This is a genomic window from Streptomyces sp. NPDC090119, assembly GCF_044747085.1.
Lineage (GTDB): Bacteria > Actinomycetota > Actinomycetes > Streptomycetales > Streptomycetaceae > Streptomyces.
This window is the reverse complement of record NZ_JBIVDK010000007.1, coordinates 297,365-312,875: the sequence shown is the minus strand read 5'-3', so window position 1 is coordinate 312,875 and position 15,511 is coordinate 297,365. Positions and strand designations below refer to the sequence as shown.

The following is a 15,511-nucleotide window of genomic DNA, read 5'->3' as shown; positions in this document are numbered from 1 at the left end:
CGGGGTGTTCCCCGCGGCGACGAAGGAAACATTACCAGGCTTTCGGGGGTGTCCGATCACCCCCCGGCCCAGGCCCCCGCTGTGTGAACGGGCTGTGGCGGGGTGGACGCGGACGGGCCGGGCAGGGGGAGGATGGGGGTGACCCACCAGCAGTGACAGCGGGAGGAAGCAGCGTGACTGAGACGGACACGGCCAAGGGCGTCACCGGTGAGAACGAGGTCGTGGACCTCTGCCGCGAGCTGATCCGGTTCGACACCAGCAACTACGGCGACCACTCCGGCCCCGGCGAGCGCGCCGCCGCCGAGTACGTCGCCGGGAAGCTCGCCGAGGTCGGGCTCGAGCCGAAGATCTTCGAGTCGCACCCGGGGCGCGCCTCCACCGTCGCCCGCATCCAGGGCGAGGACCCGTCCCGGCCGGCCCTGCTGATCCACGGCCACCTGGACGTCGTACCGGCCAACGCGGAGGACTGGACCCACGACCCCTTCTCCGGCGAGGTCGCCGACGGGTGCGTGTGGGGGCGCGGTGCCGTCGACATGAAGGACATGGACGCGATGACCCTCGCGGTCGTCCGCGACCGGCTGCGCAGCGGGCGCAAGCCGCCGCGCGACATCGTCGTCGCCTTCCTCGCCGACGAGGAGGCGGGCGGCACCTACGGCGCCCGGTACCTGGTCGACAACCACCCCGAGCTGTTCGAGGGCGTCACCGAGGCCATCAGCGAGGTCGGCGGCTTCTCCTTCACGGTGAACGAGCAGCGCAGGCTCTACCTGATCCAGACGGCCGAGAAGGGCATGCACTGGATGAAGCTGACCGTGGCCGGTACCGCCGGGCACGGCTCGATGATCCACCGCGACAACGCCATCACCGAGCTGTCCGAGGCGGTCGCCCGCGTCGGCCGCCACAAGTTCCCGGTACGGGTCACCAAGACCACCCGCGCCTTCCTGGACGAACTCGGCGACGCGCTCGGCACCGAACTCGACCCCGAGGACATGGAGTCGACGCTCGCCAGGCTCGGCGGCATCGCCAAGCTCATCGGCGCCACCCTCAGCAACACCGCCAACCCCACCCAGCTGAACGCCGGTTACAAGGTCAACGTCATCCCCGGCGAGGCCACCGCGCACATCGACGGCCGCTTCCTGCCGGGCCACGAGGAGGAGTTCCTCACCGACCTCGACCGGCTGCTCGGCCCGAACGTGCGCCGCTCGGACGTCCACGCGGACAAGGCCGTCGAGACCAGCTTCGACGGCGCCCTCGTGGAGGCCATGCAGTCCGCGCTGCTGGCCGAGGACCCGATCGCGCGCGCGGTGCCGTACATGCTCTCCGGCGGTACGGACGCCAAGTCGTTCGACGACCTCGGCATCCGGGGCTTCGGCTTCGCGCCGCTCAAGCTGCCGCCGGAGCTGGACTTCGCCGGGATGTTCCACGGCGTCGACGAGCGGGTCCCGGTGGACGGGCTCCAGTTCGGCGTGCGGGTGCTCGACCGGTTCATCGACGCCTCCTGACGCCCCCGGCCAGGGGTAATCAGGCAGGCGTACGAGATCGACTGAGAAGAGTGAATGCGCCGATAAGCTCGTAGCCCGATTACTTCCTCCTCGTTACCCGTGATGTGACCCCGCACCTTGGGGCCGTGTTTCCAACTAGGAGGAATAATGATCAAGAAGGTCGTCGCTGCCGCGGTTGCCACCGGTGGACTCGTTCTCGCGGGCGCGGGCATGGCCGCCGCCGACGCGGGTGCCAGCGGCGCCGCCGTCGGTTCGCCCGGTGTGCTGTCCGGCAACGTCGTGCAGGTGCCGGTGCACGTCCCGGTGAACGTCTGCGGCAACACGGTCAACGTGATCGGGCTCCTGAACCCCGCCTTCGGCAACACCTGCGTCAACGACTGACGTCAGCTGTTCGAGGGGCGTTCTCAGCGAACCGTCGGCCCCGGAGCGCGCGTCATGCGCTCCGGGGCCGACCGGTTTTCGCGACCAGTCGAAGCAGGGAAATCCCAGGGGGGATCAGCACATGCGACAGGGCACCCGTAAGGGCCTGATGACCATGGCGGCCGCGACCGGAGTGATCGCCGCCGCCAGTGGATACGCACACGCCGACTCGGGCGCGGCAGGCTCCGCCGCCCGCTCGCCCGGCGTACTGTCCGGCAACACCGTGCAGGCCCCGGTCCACGTACCGGTGAACGCCTGCGGCAACACCGTCGACGTCGTCGGACTGCTCAACCCGTCCGTGGGCAACGCCTGCGGCAACGGCGCGCGGGGTGGTGCGGGGGGCGGTCCAGGGGGCGCGCACGCCGGTGGACGCACCACCGACTCACCGGGCGTCGGCTCCGGCAACACCGTCCAGGTACCGGTCGACATCCCGGTCAACCTGTGCGGCAACAGCGTCGATGTCATCGGCTTGGGGAATCCGGCCGGGGGCAACCAGTGCGGGAACGGCGGCCAGGGCCGCGGCCAGCACAATCCGCCGGGGACGCCTGGAAATCCGGGTCAGCCTGGGAATCCGGGCCAGCCTGGGAGTCCGGGTCAGCCTGGGAGTCCGGGGACGCCGGGTCACCCGGGGAACCCCGGTACGCCGGGGCATCCGGCTCACCCCGGTATGCCTGGGCATCCCGGTCACGGCGGGGACTCATGCCCGCCCGGACACCACGGACACCACCCCGGTCACCCCGGGAACCCCGGCCAGCCCGGGAATCCGGGCACCCCCGGAAGTCCGGGCACCCCCGGGAACCCCGGTACTCCGGGCACCCCCGAAAGCCCCGGTACACCGGGCACCCCGGGAAACCCCGGCACTCCGGGCAACCCCGGTCAGCCGAGCAACCCCGGCACTCCCGGCACCCCGACCCAGCCGGGCAGCCCCGGCACCCCGACCCCGCCCCACACCCCGAGCACCCCCACCGCACCCAGCACCCCCACCACCCCCTCCGCCGGCGGCAGCCACCCGCAGGGGGCCGCTCAGGTGGTCCGCCGGGGGCCCGGCAGCCACGCCGGAGGCGGCACGCTCGCCCACACCGGTGATGACCTGCCGCTGGGCCTCGCCCTGTCGGCCGGGGCGGGCGCGATCCTCGCGGGCGCGGTGCTGTACCGCAAGGCCCGGAACGCGGCCTGATCCCCGGGGTGACCCGGAAAGACATCCCCGGGGTGACCCGAAAGACGGAGCGGGCCCCTGCCGTGTCCCGGCGGGGCCCGCTCCGATCAGTCTTTCCGCTCGCCCGTCCTCACCACGTGGCACGCACCTGGCGGATGATCCGGCGGCGCAACCGCACCCTGCGGCTGCCATCGCGCATCAGGCTCAGTCGGTCCAACTCCCAGTGTCCGTACTCGGCATGGTCCGTGAGGAGACGCGTCGCCTCGTTGCGGGACACCCCGCGCGGGACGTACACGTCGACAAATTCGTATTCCGGCATCGCATCTATTGTGCGGGCTGGTGCCCGGTACGGATAGCGTCTGCACTATGTCTGATGCTGCGCAGCCCACCGCTGCCGAGGTACGCGCCGCCGCCGAGGCGGTCAAGACCGCGCTCGACCGCCACCTGGCGGCCGTCGAACGCAGGACGGGTGACGACGACCCGGCCGTCCACGAGGCGTTCAATCAGCTTGCGGCGGCCGGCGAGGTGTACGACGAGCTGCTCTACGACCGCTACGACGAGGTCACCCCCTTCGAGATCCCCGGCGCCGACGACTCGCTGCCGCCGTACGCGGGCCCCGAGGACCCGCATGCCGTCAGCGTCCTGATCCGCCGCGACTACACCGTGGCGGAACCCCAGCGGCTGCTGGCCCAGGCCCAGCGGGTGGAGGCCGCGGAGTTCGAGGACGCCCTCACCGACGACGACACCGCGAGCACGGTTCCCGGCGCGCTCGGCATCCTGTTCGGCGAGTTCGAGCCGGACGAGATCGCGTCCCGGCACCGTGAGTTCGGTCTCGCGGAGGGCGACTCCACGCTCTGGGTCTCCGCGGCGGAGGAGGCGGCCGAGCCCGGCGAATGGCTGGAGGCCCCCTTCGAGGAGGCCGACCCGCAGCAGGTGATCTGCCGCTTCGACGTCAGCGCGGTCTTCGACCGGGACGACAGCGACGACCCCGACGAGTCTGCCGAGCCGCACCAGACCCTGAAGGCGTCCGACGACGATCTGGAGCCGCTCGACCGCGATCGGTGAGCGAACGGCGGTGCCCGTACCGGAACGTTCCGGTACGGGCACCGCCGTGTTTCCGGGCTCAGCCCGCCGGAGGGAGCTGCACCCGCAGCAGCGTCCGCAGCCGGGTCGTGCGCGGCTTGGCCACCCGTTCCGCCACCGCCTGCGGCAGCGCCTGCTCCACCCCGTGCACCACGGACAGATGCCGTTCCGCCCGGCCGAACGCGGTGTACACCCACGGCCGGGTCAGCACGTCCGCCGCGTCACCCGGCAGCACCACCACGGCGGCGGCCCAGCGGCCGCCCACCGCCTGGTGCGCGGTCAGCGCCCAGCCGTGCCGCACCCGGCTCTCCACCAGCTCCCTGGGCACCACCACGGGCACGCCCGCGCACTCCAGACGCAGCCCCTCCGCGTCCGCACCCACCACCCGGCCCGGCACCGAACGGCCCGGCGCGGGGGAGTGCACGATCCGGTCGCCGGGGTCGAAGCCGCCGAACCGGCCGGGGCCGGGATTCAGCCGCTCCTTCAGAACCGTGTTGAGCGCACGGGTGCCCGCGGCGCCCCCGTGCCCCGGAGTGATCACCACCGTCTCCTCCGGCGGGACCCCGAACGCGCGTGGCACCGAGTCCGCCACCAGCTGCGCCGTACGGTGCACCGCCTCGCCCGCGTCCCGCACCGGGACGATCACGATCTCCTTGCCGGGCGCCTCGACCTGGCTCAGCTCGCCCACCCCGATGCCCGAGACCAGCTCGCCGAGCGGGCCGGGATCGGGCACCCGGGAGGCGACCTGCGGACAGGCGGGCACGGCGAGCAGGTCGGCGAAGACCCGGCCGGGACCGGCCGACCACAGCACCGCCGGGTCACCGCTGAGGACGAGGCGGGCCCCGTCCGGCAGCGACTCGGCCAGCATCGCGGCGCCCTCCACGTCCAGCTGGGGCGCGTCCAGCACGATCAGCAGATCGAGGGCGAGCGCGCCCTCCGCGTCCCGGCCGGGGCCCGACGCGCCGGACAGCAGGCCCGCGACCGTGCCCACCGCGCCCGCGCCGGGCTCCTCGCCCAGCTGCGCGGCGAAGCGGCGGGCGCCGTCGGGGGTGTGGCAGACCGCGAACGCGCGCAGACCCGCCGCGCGGGCGGCGCCGAGCAGCGCGGCGGGTTCGGCGCGGGCCGCCTCGCCGCCGGTGTGCAGCACCAGGCCGTGCCCGGCGACCTGGCGGGCCAGGTCGGCCGCGCCCCTGGACAGCGCGGCCACGGCCGCCTCCCAGGGCTCCTCGGTCTCCTTGGGCACCGAGTTGACCAGCCGGGCCAGCGCGTCCGCGAGGCTCTCCTCGGCGAGCGCGTACCGCTCGAGACCGGCCAGGACACGGACCGGGACCTCCGTCGCCTCCTCGTCGTCCTCCCCCGCAGGGGCGGCGGACCGGGCTCCGGGCTCCTCCAGGGCGTCCTGGAAGACCAGGGCGTCACCCTCGGCGAGCGCGCTCTGCACGGCCTCGTCCGGGTCCGGCACCGCCCGCTGCCCGAGGGCCTCGGTGAGCGCCGGGAGGTCCAGCGCGGTGTGCCCGGCCAGCGCGGCCTGCTCCAGCAGCCACACCGTCAGCGCGCGCCCGCGCCGCTCGTCGTCCGGACGGCACTCCGCGCCCAGCAGGGCCCGCGCGAAACCGTCCGCCTGCTCCGGCCGGACGCCCGCGACCCGCAGCAGCTGCCAGGGATCGGCGCGCAGCGTGTCCTCCGCGTCGTCACCCAGCGCCGCGGCCACCTGGGGTGCCAGCGTCTCCGGCGCACCGCCCTCGGTGAGCACCGCGCGTACGGCGTCGACGGCCTCCGCGTCGGGTGCGGGTGCCGCCCGCACGGGCTGCGGACGCCGCTCGGGCTCGGGCGCGGGGCGGCGCGGCGCCGGAGCGGGCTCCACGAACGCGGGGGCGACCGGCTTCTCCCCGCTCTCCACCGCCCGTACGGCGGCCAGCAGATCGGCCGCCGTCCCGCTCAGCTTGCCGCCACTCGCGACGGGCCCCTGCCGCTCCGCCCTGCGCCGGGCGATCCGCTCCCGCTCGACCCGCTGAGCGGCCAACTCGGCCTCGGCCTCGGAGGGCGCGGCAGCGCCTTCGGCGGGTTCCGGCGCCCCGGCGCTCCCGGCCTCCTGGCCCGAGCCCTCCACGGACGAAGCCCGGTCACCGCTCTCCACGTCACCCGCGTCCGCGTCCGCCCCACCGTCGGGCAGCGCGTCCCGGGACGCGTCGGCCGACGCACCGGCAGCGTCCCGGCTGTCACCGGGCTCCGCGCCGCCCACGGGTACGTCCGCCCCGCCGACCGTGCCCTCCGGGACATCGGCGGACGGTGCGCGCCCGGCATCGGCCCCGGGCTCGACCTCCGCCGCCTCGCCGGAGGCGGCCCCCTCCGTGTCGCCGGCAGGCGAATGCTCCGTGGTCACAGGGTGCTCCAGTCGTGATCGGGATAGCGGTGCACGGGCGCCGAGACATCGTCCAGCGCCCGGCAGATCTCGTCAGGAAGACTAAGCGCCTCCACCGACAACGCCGCCGCGAGCTGCCGCGCGTTACGCGCGCCCACGACGGGCGCGGTCACCCCGGGCCGGTCCCGGACCCAGGCCAGCGCCACCTGGAGCGGAGTGACGGCGAGCCCGTCGGCGGCCGTGGTCACCGCGTCCACGATCCGGCTCGCGGTGTCGTCCAGGTACGGCTCCACGAAGGGCGCCATGTGCTCGGAGGCGCCGCGCGAGTCGGACGGCACACCACTCCGGTACTTCCCCGTCAGCACCCCCCGGCCCAGCGGGGAAGAGGGCAGCAGGCCGATCCCCAGGTCCAGCGCGGCGGGCAGCACCTCGCGCTCGGCGCCCCGCTGGAGCAGGGAGTACTCGAGCTGGGTCCCGGCCAGCCGGGTACGGACACCGGGCGCGGCCAGCTGCCAGGTGGCGGCCTTGGCGAGCTGCCAGCCGCAGAAGTTGGACACCCCCGCGTAGCGCGCGCGCCCGCTGCTCACGGCCAGGTCCAGTGCCTGGAGCGTCTCCTCCAGCGGGGTGTCGGGGTCGTGGCAGTGGATGTGCCACAGGTCGACATGGTCGGTGCCCAGCCGCTCCAGCGAGGCGTCCAGGGCGGCGAGCAGATGCCCCCGGGAACCGTCGGCCGGGCGCTCGGGATCGGGCACGCTGCCCGCCTTGGTGGAGATCACCAGGTCCTCGCGGGGCACCAGGGAGTCCGTCAACTGCCCGAGCAGATACTCGGCCGCCCCGTCGCCGTACACGTCCGCCGTGTCGACCAGGGTGCCGCCCGCTTCCCAGAACGCCTTCAGCATGTCCGCGGCGTCGTGCTCCTCGGTGTCCCGGCCCCAGGTGAGGGTGCCGAGTCCGATCCGGGACACGCGCAGGCCGGTACGGCCGAGATGCCTCTGCTCCATGTGCGCGAGATTACTGGCCAGAGCTGCTGCCGTGGGTTGCCTGTGGACAACGGAACCCGGCCACGAGACCCCGGCACGACACCCCGGAAACACCGCGGGCGGGGTGGGCCGCGCGGGAAACGGTCGCTAAGGTCGGCCGCAGATACGTTACTTGCGAGTAAGGGGATCGGTCATGCAGCTCGGGATCAACCTCGGCTACTGGGGCGCCGGGATGGACGGGGACAACCTCGCGGTGGCGCAGGAGGCCGACCGCCTCGGTTACAGCGTCTGCTGGGCCGCCGAGGCGTACGGCTCCGACGCGGCCACGGTGCTCAGCTGGGTCGCCGCGCAGACGGAGCGCATCGACGTCGGCTCGGCGATCTTCCAGATCCCGGCCCGCCAGCCCGCCATGACGGCGATGACCGCGGCGACGCTCGACTCCCTCTCCGGCGGCCGCTTCCGCCTCGGCCTCGGCGTCTCCGGCCCGCAGGTCTCCGAGGGCTGGTACGGCGTCAAGTTCGACAAGCCGCTCACCCGCACCCGTGAGTACGTGGACATCGTCCGCAAGGCGATGACCCGCGACCGCCTGTCGTACGAGGGCGAGCACTGGACGCTGCCGCTGCCCGACGGCCCCGGCAAGCCGCTCAAGCTGACCGTGCACCCGCAGCGCGAGCACATCCCGCTCTACATCGCCGCCATCGGCCCCAAGAACCTGGAGCAGACCGGCGAGATCGCCGACGGCGCCCTGCTGATCTTCCCCTCCGCCGAGCACCTGGAGGACACCGCCGTCGCCCACCTGCGCGCGGGCCGGGAGAAGGCGGGCAAGACCCTCGAGGGCTTCGACATCTGCCCCACCGTGCCGCTCGCCCTCGGCGAGGACGCGGACGTGACCCGGCTCGCCGACACCTTCCGCCCCTACACCGCGCTCTACGTGGGCGGCATGGGCAGCCGCAAGCAGAACTTCTACAACCGGCTCGCCCAGCGCATGGGGTACGAGAAGGAGGCCGCCGAGATCCAGGACAAGTACCTCGCCGGTGACAAGGACGGCGCCGCGGCCGCCATCCCGCACGACCTCATCGACAAGACGACCCTGCTCGGCTCCGTCGACCGCATCGCCGACCGCATGAAGGCGTACGCGGCGGCCGGTGTCACCACCCTCACGCTCGCCCCGGCCGGTTTCACGCTGGAGGAGCGGCTCGCCGCCCTGCGCGGCGGCGCCGAGGCCCTGGAGCGCGCCGGTCTCGCCTGACGGGAGCCCGGGGGACCCGGGGGAGAGGTCCGCGGCCGTGGTGGGGGCTCGGGGAGTCTTCCCCGCCACGGCCGTCACGAGGAACAACGCGCCGGGACGGACGGGGTTACGCCCCCGCCCGTCCCCCTTTCGGCCCAGCGCGGCCGACCTCCTGTTGCGCGCCCCCTTGACCCACACTTGACTACTTCTCTGCGGAGACGTGCAGAGAGGGGCCCGCGATGCTTTCGGCCAAGAGCCTGTTCCAGGAGATCCTCGACGACGACGCGTCCTTCCGGCTCTTCTGCTCCATCGCCGCGGGCGGCGAGTCCCAGGGCGGCTGGGAGAACGGCAGGATCGCCGCCCTGGTCCCGGAGGCCGCGCGCGCTCTCGCGCCCAGGATCGCCCGGCACGGCGCCGACGAGGACAAGCACGGCCGCCTCTTCGAGGCCCTGCTGCGCAGACGCGGCCTGAAGCCCGTCGAGGTGCCACCCGACACCGACTACACGATGCTCCTCGAACGGCGCGGCATCGGCCTGCCCCACGACAAGCTCAAGGCCGACCGGCCGCTGACCGAGCGCGACATCGTCGTCTACCTCGCCCACAGCCGCGTCACCGAACAGCGGGCCTCCGAGCAGATGCGGATGCTCCTCAAGCACTTCGGCGACCACCCCGACGTGGGCCGCGCCGTGCGGATGATCTCCCACGACGAGGACAACCACCTCGCCTACTGCCACGAGGAACTCCTGCGCCTCGCCTACCAGGGCCACGGCCGCCTCATCCAGCGCGTCCTGCGCGAGAGCGCGCTCGCCGAGATCCGGATCTACCGGGACGTCAGCCTCGGCGTCATGGCCCACATGGGCCGCCTCCTGCGCTGGTCCCGCGCCAGGAACGCGCTCCTGGCCGCCGGTATCCACGCCCTGTACGCGTGGGAACGGGCCTTCGGCTGGCGTCGCATGGTCACCCTGGAGATGCCCGAACGGCGCGACGCGCTCGGCGGCCCCGCCCCCCGGGCCACCGAACCGGTGTGAGTCACAGCCAGCCGCGCCGCTTGAAGTTCCGGTACAGCACGACCTCCAGCGCCACCATCACCGCGACCACCGTGGGGTAGCCCCACACCCAGCGCAGCTCCGGCATGTGTTCGAAGTTCATGCCGTAGATGCCCGCTATCAGCGTCGGGATCGCGGCCATCGCCGCCCAGGACGAGATCTTGCGCATGTCGTCGTTCTGCCGCACGCCCATCTGCGCCAGATGCGCGGACAGGATGTCGGACACCAGCCGGTCCAGGCCCTCCACCGACTCGTTGACGCGGGTCAGATGGTCGTTGACGTCCCGGAAGAACGGCCGCGCCGACGCGTCCACGAACGGCACCTCGGTCGCGGACGACCCCATCCCCGACAGCCGGGTCATCGGCACCGTCAGCGGCCCCGTCGCCCGCCGGAACTCCAGCACCTGCCGCTTGAACAGGTAGATCTTGGACGCGGTGCCCCGGGAACCCGCGTCGGACGGGGAGAACACCTCCGCCTCCAGCTCGTCCAGGTCCGTGGCCAGCTCCGTCGCCACCTCCAGGTACTCGTCCACCGTGGCGTCCGCGACCGCGTACAGCACCGAGGTCGGCCCGTGCCGCAGCTTGTCCGGGTCCGCCTCCAGACGCCGCCGCACCTCCGGCAGCGGGGAGGACTCGCCGTGCCGCACCGTCACCACGAACGAGTCACCGAGGAAGAGCATGACCTCGCCCGTGGTCACCGTGTCGCGCGAGGACTCGTAGAACACCGGCTTCAGCACCACGAACAGCGAGTCGTCGTACACCTCCAGCTTCGGGCGCTGGTGGGCCTTCAGGGCGTCCTCGACCGCCAGCGGGTGCAGGCCGAACACCCTGCGGACCTGCTCGAACTCGTCCGCGGTCGGATCGTGCAGCGCGATCCACACGAACGCGTCGTCCGCCGCACGCGCCTCCCGCAGGGCTTTCGCGGGGTCGTCGGACGAATCGGTCCGATGCCCGTCCCGGTAGATGGCACAGTCGAAGATCACGGAGTGCATTCTCCCGTTGTCCCGCCCCGCACGCACTCGGGGCCCCATGATTGTGCGCCCCGGATCACCACCCGGCGGCGCCGGTCTACGCTGGGCCGCATGCCCACCCTGATCCTCGTTAGGCACGGCCGCTCCACCGCCAACACCGCGGGGCTCCTCGCCGGCTGGACACCCGGCGTCGCCCTCGACGAACGCGGCACCGAGCAGGCCGCCGCGCTTCCCGCCCGCCTCGACGGCCTGCCCCTGAGCGAGATCGTCCTCAGCCCCCTGCAGCGCTGCCAGGAGACCGTACGGCCCCTGCTGGACGCCCGCCCCGGCTTGCGCCCGCACACCGACGACCGGATCGGGGAGTGCCACTACGGCGACTGGTCGGGCCGCAAGCTCGCCGAGCTGAAGGACGAACCCCTGATGGAGGTCGTCCAGAGCCACCCCTCCGCCGCCGCCTTCCCGGGCGGCGAGTCCATGCGCGACATGCAGGCCCGCGCCGTCTCCGCCGTACGCGACTGGAACGCGCGCGTGGAGAGCGAGCACGGCGCCGACGCCGTCTACCTGATGTGCTCCCACGGCGACATCATCAAGTCGATCGTCGCCGACGCCCTCGGACTCCACCTCGACCTCTTCCAGCGCGTCTCCGTGGAGCCCTGCTCCGTCACCGCCATCCGCTACACCCGGCTGCGGCCCTACCTCGTCCGCCTCGGCGAGACCGGCGACCTCGCCTCCCTCGCCCCCCGCGAGACGCCCCCGGACGACGACGCACCGGTCGGGGGCGGTGCGGGCGCACCGTGATCGCCGCCCGCAGTAGGGTGAGGCGGTCGGCCGCGCGGCGTGTCCGCACTCCCGCACCGACCGCTTGAACCGCTCGAACGATCCCGAACCCATGGAGACAGGACGTGTCCCGTCAGGTGTTCCTCTACGACCCGCCGGACCGCTTCGTGGCCGGCACGGTCGGGCTGCCCGGACGCCGTACGTTCTTCCTCCAGGCCACCGCGGGCCCGCGGGCGACCAGCGTGGCCCTGGAGAAGGCCCAGGTCGCCGCGCTCGCCGAACGCATGGACGAACTTCTTGACGAGGTCGTACGCCGCAGCGGCGGAAACGCCGCGGTGCCCGCCGTCGCCCCCGTCGAGATCGCCGACACCGCCCCGCTGGAGAGTCCCGTCGAGGAGGAGTTCCGCGTCGGCACCATGGCCCTGGCCTGGGACGGCGAGGAACAGCGCATGGTCGTCGAGGCCCAGGCCCTGGTGGAGCTGGACGCCGAGACCGCCGAGGACCTGGCCGAGGCCGAGGAACGCCTCCTCCAGGACGAGGAGAACGGCCCCCCGATGCTGCGGGTCCGCCTGACCGGCGCGCAGGCCAGGGCCTTCGCCAAGCGTGCCCTCGACGTCGTCAACGCCGGGCGGCCGCCGTGCCCGCTGTGCAGCCTCCCGCTCGACCCGGAAGGACACGTATGTCCGCGCCAGAACGGATACCGCCGGGGAGCGTGAGCGCCGCCGGGACGGGGACCGACGCGGACGCCGCCGAACTGCTCGCCCACGGCGAGCTGACCGTACGCGGCCGCATCCGGGACGCCTCCAACGCCGCCCTCTTCTGCACCGTCGCCCTCGACGGCCAGGAGGCCACCTGTATCTACAAGCCCGTCGCCGGGGAGCGCCCGCTGTGGGACTTCCCCGACGGCACCCTGGCCGGCCGCGAGGTCGCCGCCTACGAGGTGTCCGAGGCGACCGGATGGGGCCTGATCCCGCCGACCGTGCTGCGCGACGGCCCCTTCGGCGAGGGCATGTGCCAGCTCTGGATCGAGGTGAGCACCGACGCCGAACTCCTCGCGCTCGCCGAGGGCGAGGAGGCCGGGCCCGGCTGGAAGGCCATCGGCCTCGCCGAGGTCGGCGAGGGACAGACCGCGCTGCTCGTGCACGCCGACGACGAACGGCTGCGCCGCCTCGCCGTCCTCGACGCCGTGATCAACAACGCCGACCGCAAGGGCGGCCACCTCCTGCCCACCGCCGCCGGGCGCCTCTACGGCATCGACCACGGCGTCTCCTTCAACGCCGAGAACAAGCTGCGCACCCTGCTGTGGGGCTGGGCGGGCGAACCCCTCACCGAGGACGCCGTCACGGTCCTGGGCAGCCTCCGTGAAGCCTTCGACGGCCCCCTGGCCGCGAAGCTGGCCCCGCTGCTCACCCCGGCCGAGATCGACGCCACCCGTGCCCGCGTCGACGACCTCCTCGCCACCGGCCGCCACCCCGAACCCACCGGCGACTGGCCCGCCATCCCCTGGCCCCCGGTCTGACCCCGGCAGGCACAGCGAGCCGGGTGGCCGCAAGAGCGCCCATCCGGCCATCCGGCGGCCTCCGGCCCGATCCGGTTCGTAGCCCCAGCTCATGGCCGGTTACGCTCATGTACATGCATGCCTGGCCCGCTTCCGAGGTCCCCGCCCTGCCTGGTCAGGGCCGCGACCTGAGGATTCACGACACCGCGACCGACGGTCCGGTCACCCTCGATCCCGGTCCCGTCGCCCGGATCTACGTCTGCGGCATCACGCCGTACGACGCGACCCACATGGGTCACGCGGCGACCTACAACGCGTTCGACCTCGTCCAGCGCGTGTGGCTCGACACCAAGCGGCAGGTCCACTACGTCCAGAACGTCACCGACGTCGACGACCCGCTGCTGGAGCGCGCGACCCGCGACGGCGTCGACTGGACCGCGCTCGCCGAGCAGGAGACCACCCTGTTCCGCGAGGACATGACCGCCCTCAGGATGCTGCCGCCCCAGCACTACATAGGCGCCGTCGAGGCCATACCCGGCATCGTCCCGCTCGTGGAACGGCTCCGGGAACTCGGCGCGGCCTACGACCTGGACGGCGACATCTACTTCTCCGTCGACGCCGACCCGCACTTCGGCCAGGTCTCCCACCTGGACGCGGCCGCCATGCGCGTGCTGTCCGCCGAGCGCGGCGGCGACCCGGACCGGCCCGGCAAGAAGAACCCGCTCGACCCGATGCTCTGGCTGGCGGCCCGCGAGGGCGAGCCCAGCTGGGACGGCGGCACGCTCGGCCGGGGCCGCCCCGGCTGGCACATCGAGTGCGTCGCCATCGCCCTGGACCACCTCGGCATGACCTTCGACGTCCAGGGCGGCGGCTCCGACCTCGCCTTCCCGCACCACGAGATGGGCGCCTCCCACGCCCAGGTGCTCACCGGCGAGTTCCCCATGGCCAAGGCGTACGTCCACGCGGGCATGGTCGGCCTGGACGGCGAGAAGATGTCCAAGTCGAAGGGCAACCTCGTCTTCGTCTCCGCGCTGCGCCGCGACGGCGTCGACCCGGCCGCCATCCGGCTCGCCCTGCACTCCCGGCACTACCGCTCCGACTGGGAGTGGACCGACCAGGTGCTCCAGGACGCCGTGGACCGGCTCGGCCGCTGGCGCGCGGCCGTCTCCCGGCCGGACGGCCCGTCCGCCGACGCGCTGGTGGAAGAGGTCCGCGAGGCGCTCGCGAACGACCTGGACGCGCCCGCCGCGCTCGCCGCCGTGGACCGCTGGGCGGCCCGCCAGGAGAGCGAGGGCGGCACCGACATCGGCGCCCCCGGCGTGGTCAGCCGCACCGTCGACGCGCTGCTCGGCGTGGCGCTCTGACCTGACACACGAAGTGGGGCGGTACCCGGCCGGGTACCGCCCCACTTCTCTCAGCTCGCTCAGTCCTCCGAGCCGTCCGCCTCGTCCCCGTCGGAGACGCCCGGCGCCTCCGGCTTCTGGGGCTTGGGCGGGCGGGTACGGCCGCTCGGCGTGTCCCGGCGGTAGGGCCCGCTGTCCGAGCCGTCTGCCGTGGCGTGGCCGCCCGGGCCGCCCACGTCCCGGCGCCGCAGATACCGCTCGAACTCCCGCGCGATGGCCTCGCCGGACGCCTCCGGCAGCTCGGCGGTGTCGCGGGCCTCCTCCAGCGTCTGCACGTACTCCGCGACCTCGCTGTCCTCCGAGGCCAGCTGGTCCACGCCCGTCTGCCAGGCACGCGCGTCCTCGGGCAGCTCGCCCTGCGGCATCCGCAGGTCGAGCAGGTCCTCGAGACGGTTCAGCAGCGCCAGCGTGGCCTTGGGGTTGGGCGGCTGGGAGACGTAGTGCGGCACCGCCGCCCACAGCGACACCGTCGGGACACCGGCGTGCGTGCACGCCTCCTGGAGCACGCCGACGATGCCCGTCGGGCCCTCGTACTTGGTCTCCTCCAGGTTCATCCGGCGGGCCAGGTCGGCGTCCGAGGTGACCCCGCTGACCGGTACCGGACGCGTGTGCGGGGTGTCGCCGAGCAGCGCGCCCAGGATCACCACCAGCTCCACGCCCAGCTCATGGGCGAAGCCCAGCAGTTCGTTGCAGAACGAGCGCCAGCGCATCGACGGCTCGATACCGCGCACCAGCACCAGGTCACGGGGCTTGTCCCCGCCGACGCGGACCACCGACAGCCGGGTCGTCGGCCAGGTGATCTTGCGTACGCCGCCCTCCATGAAGACCGTGGGGCGGTTCACCTGGAAGTCGTAGTAGTCCTCGGCGTCCAGCGCCGCGAACACCTGGCCCTTCCACTCGCGTTCCAGATGCGCGACCGCCGTGGAGGCGGCGTCACCGGCATCGTTCCAGCCCTCGAACGCGGCCACCATGACTGGGTCGATCAGCTCGGGAACACCCTCCAGCTCGATCACCCAGTGCCTCCTTCCGACGTGCTCTCGCCTGACCACCCAACCTTACGGCGTCCGACGGGAGCCTCCGCAGCCCCCT

General features: G+C 73.2%; 15 protein-coding genes. 10 read left to right on the top strand and 5 right to left on the bottom strand.

Annotated features, from left to right (window positions below):
* The first annotated feature begins 173 nt into the window (after positions 1 to 173).
* The 3 genes from ACIPPM_RS28610 (at position 174) to ACIPPM_RS28600 (ending at position 3,096) form a co-directional block, all read left to right on the top strand.
* Positions 174 to 1,499 (top strand): M20/M25/M40 family metallo-hydrolase, encoded by a 1,326-nt coding sequence (locus ACIPPM_RS28610; protein WP_401452929.1) that lies wholly within the window; start codon positions 174 to 176, stop codon positions 1,497 to 1,499.
* Positions 1,500 to 1,646: 147 nt separating this feature from the next.
* Positions 1,647 to 1,880, top strand: a complete 234-nt coding sequence (gene chpH / locus ACIPPM_RS28605; RefSeq protein ID WP_030812634.1) for a chaplin ChpH — start codon at positions 1,647 to 1,649, stop codon at positions 1,878 to 1,880.
* Between the two features lie 121 nt (positions 1,881 to 2,001).
* The gene (locus ACIPPM_RS28600; protein WP_401452926.1) at positions 2,002 to 3,096 is read left to right on the top strand and encodes a chaplin family protein; all 1,095 of its coding nucleotides are present in this window, start codon (positions 2,002 to 2,004) and stop codon (positions 3,094 to 3,096) included.
* Positions 3,097 to 3,205: 109 nt separating this feature from the next.
* Here ACIPPM_RS28600 and ACIPPM_RS28595 read toward each other — a convergent pair whose 3' ends face one another.
* Positions 3,206 to 3,394, bottom strand: a complete 189-nt coding sequence (locus tag ACIPPM_RS28595; protein ID WP_093505037.1) for a DUF5703 family protein — start codon at positions 3,392 to 3,394, stop codon at positions 3,206 to 3,208.
* A gap of 47 nt (positions 3,395 to 3,441) precedes the next feature.
* On the opposite strand from ACIPPM_RS28595, the gene ACIPPM_RS28590 reads away from it, so the two are divergent.
* The gene (locus ACIPPM_RS28590) at positions 3,442 to 4,140 is read left to right on the top strand and encodes a hypothetical protein (protein WP_401452924.1); all 699 of its coding nucleotides are present in this window, start codon (positions 3,442 to 3,444) and stop codon (positions 4,138 to 4,140) included.
* Positions 4,141 to 4,198: 58 nt separating this feature from the next.
* Here the strand turns inward: ACIPPM_RS28590 and ACIPPM_RS28585 are convergent, their stop codons facing one another.
* Both ACIPPM_RS28585 and ACIPPM_RS28580 read right to left on the bottom strand, forming a co-directional pair.
* Positions 4,199 to 6,541 carry a helix-hairpin-helix domain-containing protein gene (locus tag ACIPPM_RS28585; RefSeq protein ID WP_401452922.1) on the bottom strand — a complete coding sequence of 781 codons (2,343 nt, stop codon included), beginning with the start codon at positions 6,539 to 6,541 and terminating at the stop codon, positions 4,199 to 4,201.
* Entirely contained in the window at positions 6,538 to 7,521 is a 984-nt protein-coding gene (locus ACIPPM_RS28580; RefSeq protein ID WP_401452920.1) for an aldo/keto reductase, read from the bottom strand. Before ACIPPM_RS28580 ends, ACIPPM_RS28585 begins: the two co-directional genes overlap by 4 nt.
* A 172-nt stretch (positions 7,522 to 7,693) precedes the next feature.
* Here ACIPPM_RS28580 and ACIPPM_RS28575 point away from each other — a divergent pair, with 172 nt between their 5' ends.
* Both ACIPPM_RS28575 and ACIPPM_RS28570 read left to right on the top strand, forming a co-directional pair.
* Entirely contained in the window at positions 7,694 to 8,749 is a 1,056-nt protein-coding gene (locus ACIPPM_RS28575) for an LLM class F420-dependent oxidoreductase (RefSeq protein WP_401452918.1), read from the top strand.
* Positions 8,750 to 8,967: 218 nt separating this feature from the next.
* The gene (locus ACIPPM_RS28570) at positions 8,968 to 9,756 is read left to right on the top strand and encodes a ferritin-like domain-containing protein (RefSeq protein WP_401452916.1); all 789 of its coding nucleotides are present in this window, start codon (positions 8,968 to 8,970) and stop codon (positions 9,754 to 9,756) included.
* 1 nt (position 9,757) lies between these two features.
* Here the strand turns inward: ACIPPM_RS28570 and corA are convergent, their stop codons facing one another.
* Positions 9,758 to 10,756, bottom strand: a complete 999-nt coding sequence (corA, locus tag ACIPPM_RS28565; protein ID WP_401452914.1) for a magnesium/cobalt transporter CorA — start codon at positions 10,754 to 10,756, stop codon at positions 9,758 to 9,760.
* 99 nt (positions 10,757 to 10,855) lie between these two features.
* Here corA and ACIPPM_RS28560 point away from each other — a divergent pair, with 99 nt between their 5' ends.
* From ACIPPM_RS28560 to mshC, 4 genes are all read left to right on the top strand, one after another.
* A complete protein-coding gene (locus tag ACIPPM_RS28560; protein WP_393596382.1) occupies positions 10,856 to 11,542 on the top strand; it encodes a histidine phosphatase family protein in 687 nt (228 codons plus the stop codon).
* Positions 11,543 to 11,646: 104 nt separating this feature from the next.
* Positions 11,647 to 12,237 (top strand): DUF3090 domain-containing protein, encoded by a 591-nt coding sequence (locus ACIPPM_RS28555; RefSeq protein WP_389004784.1) that lies wholly within the window; start codon positions 11,647 to 11,649, stop codon positions 12,235 to 12,237.
* Positions 12,201 to 13,040 carry an SCO1664 family protein gene (locus ACIPPM_RS28550; protein ID WP_401452911.1) on the top strand — a complete coding sequence of 280 codons (840 nt, stop codon included), beginning with the start codon at positions 12,201 to 12,203 and terminating at the stop codon, positions 13,038 to 13,040. Before ACIPPM_RS28555 ends, ACIPPM_RS28550 begins: the two co-directional genes overlap by 37 nt.
* Positions 13,041 to 13,153: 113 nt before the next feature.
* On the top strand, positions 13,154 to 14,383 hold the full coding sequence (gene mshC, locus ACIPPM_RS28545; RefSeq protein ID WP_401452909.1) for a cysteine--1-D-myo-inosityl 2-amino-2-deoxy-alpha-D-glucopyranoside ligase: 1,230 nt from the start codon (positions 13,154 to 13,156) through the stop codon (positions 14,381 to 14,383).
* Between the two features lie 59 nt (positions 14,384 to 14,442).
* On the opposite strand, the gene ACIPPM_RS28540 is transcribed toward mshC, so the two are convergent.
* A complete protein-coding gene (locus tag ACIPPM_RS28540) occupies positions 14,443 to 15,435 on the bottom strand; it encodes a PAC2 family protein (RefSeq protein WP_401452907.1) in 993 nt (330 codons plus the stop codon).
* Positions 15,436 to 15,511 lie beyond the last annotated feature (76 nt).

Bases quoted from the DNA above. Each gene is read 5' to 3' on its own strand.
- ACIPPM_RS28580 (WP_401452920.1), bottom strand. From the start codon at position 7,521: ATGGAGCAGAGGCATCTCGGCCGTACCGGCCTGCGCGTGTCCCGGATC.
- ACIPPM_RS28550 (WP_401452911.1), top strand. From the start codon at position 12,201: ATGTCCGCGCCAGAACGGATACCGCCGGGGAGCGTGAGCGCCGCCGGG.
- mshC (WP_401452909.1), top strand. From the start codon at position 13,154: ATGCATGCCTGGCCCGCTTCCGAGGTCCCCGCCCTGCCTGGTCAGGGC.
- ACIPPM_RS28590 (WP_401452924.1), top strand. From the start codon at position 3,442: ATGTCTGATGCTGCGCAGCCCACCGCTGCCGAGGTACGCGCCGCCGCC.
- ACIPPM_RS28575 (WP_401452918.1), top strand. From the start codon at position 7,694: ATGCAGCTCGGGATCAACCTCGGCTACTGGGGCGCCGGGATGGACGGG.
- ACIPPM_RS28600 (WP_401452926.1), top strand. From the start codon at position 2,002: ATGCGACAGGGCACCCGTAAGGGCCTGATGACCATGGCGGCCGCGACC.
- ACIPPM_RS28570 (WP_401452916.1), top strand. From the start codon at position 8,968: ATGCTTTCGGCCAAGAGCCTGTTCCAGGAGATCCTCGACGACGACGCG.
- ACIPPM_RS28560 (WP_393596382.1), top strand. From the start codon at position 10,856: ATGCCCACCCTGATCCTCGTTAGGCACGGCCGCTCCACCGCCAACACC.
- chpH (WP_030812634.1), top strand. From the start codon at position 1,647: ATGATCAAGAAGGTCGTCGCTGCCGCGGTTGCCACCGGTGGACTCGTT.
- ACIPPM_RS28595 (WP_093505037.1), bottom strand. From the start codon at position 3,394: ATGCCGGAATACGAATTTGTCGACGTGTACGTCCCGCGCGGGGTGTCC.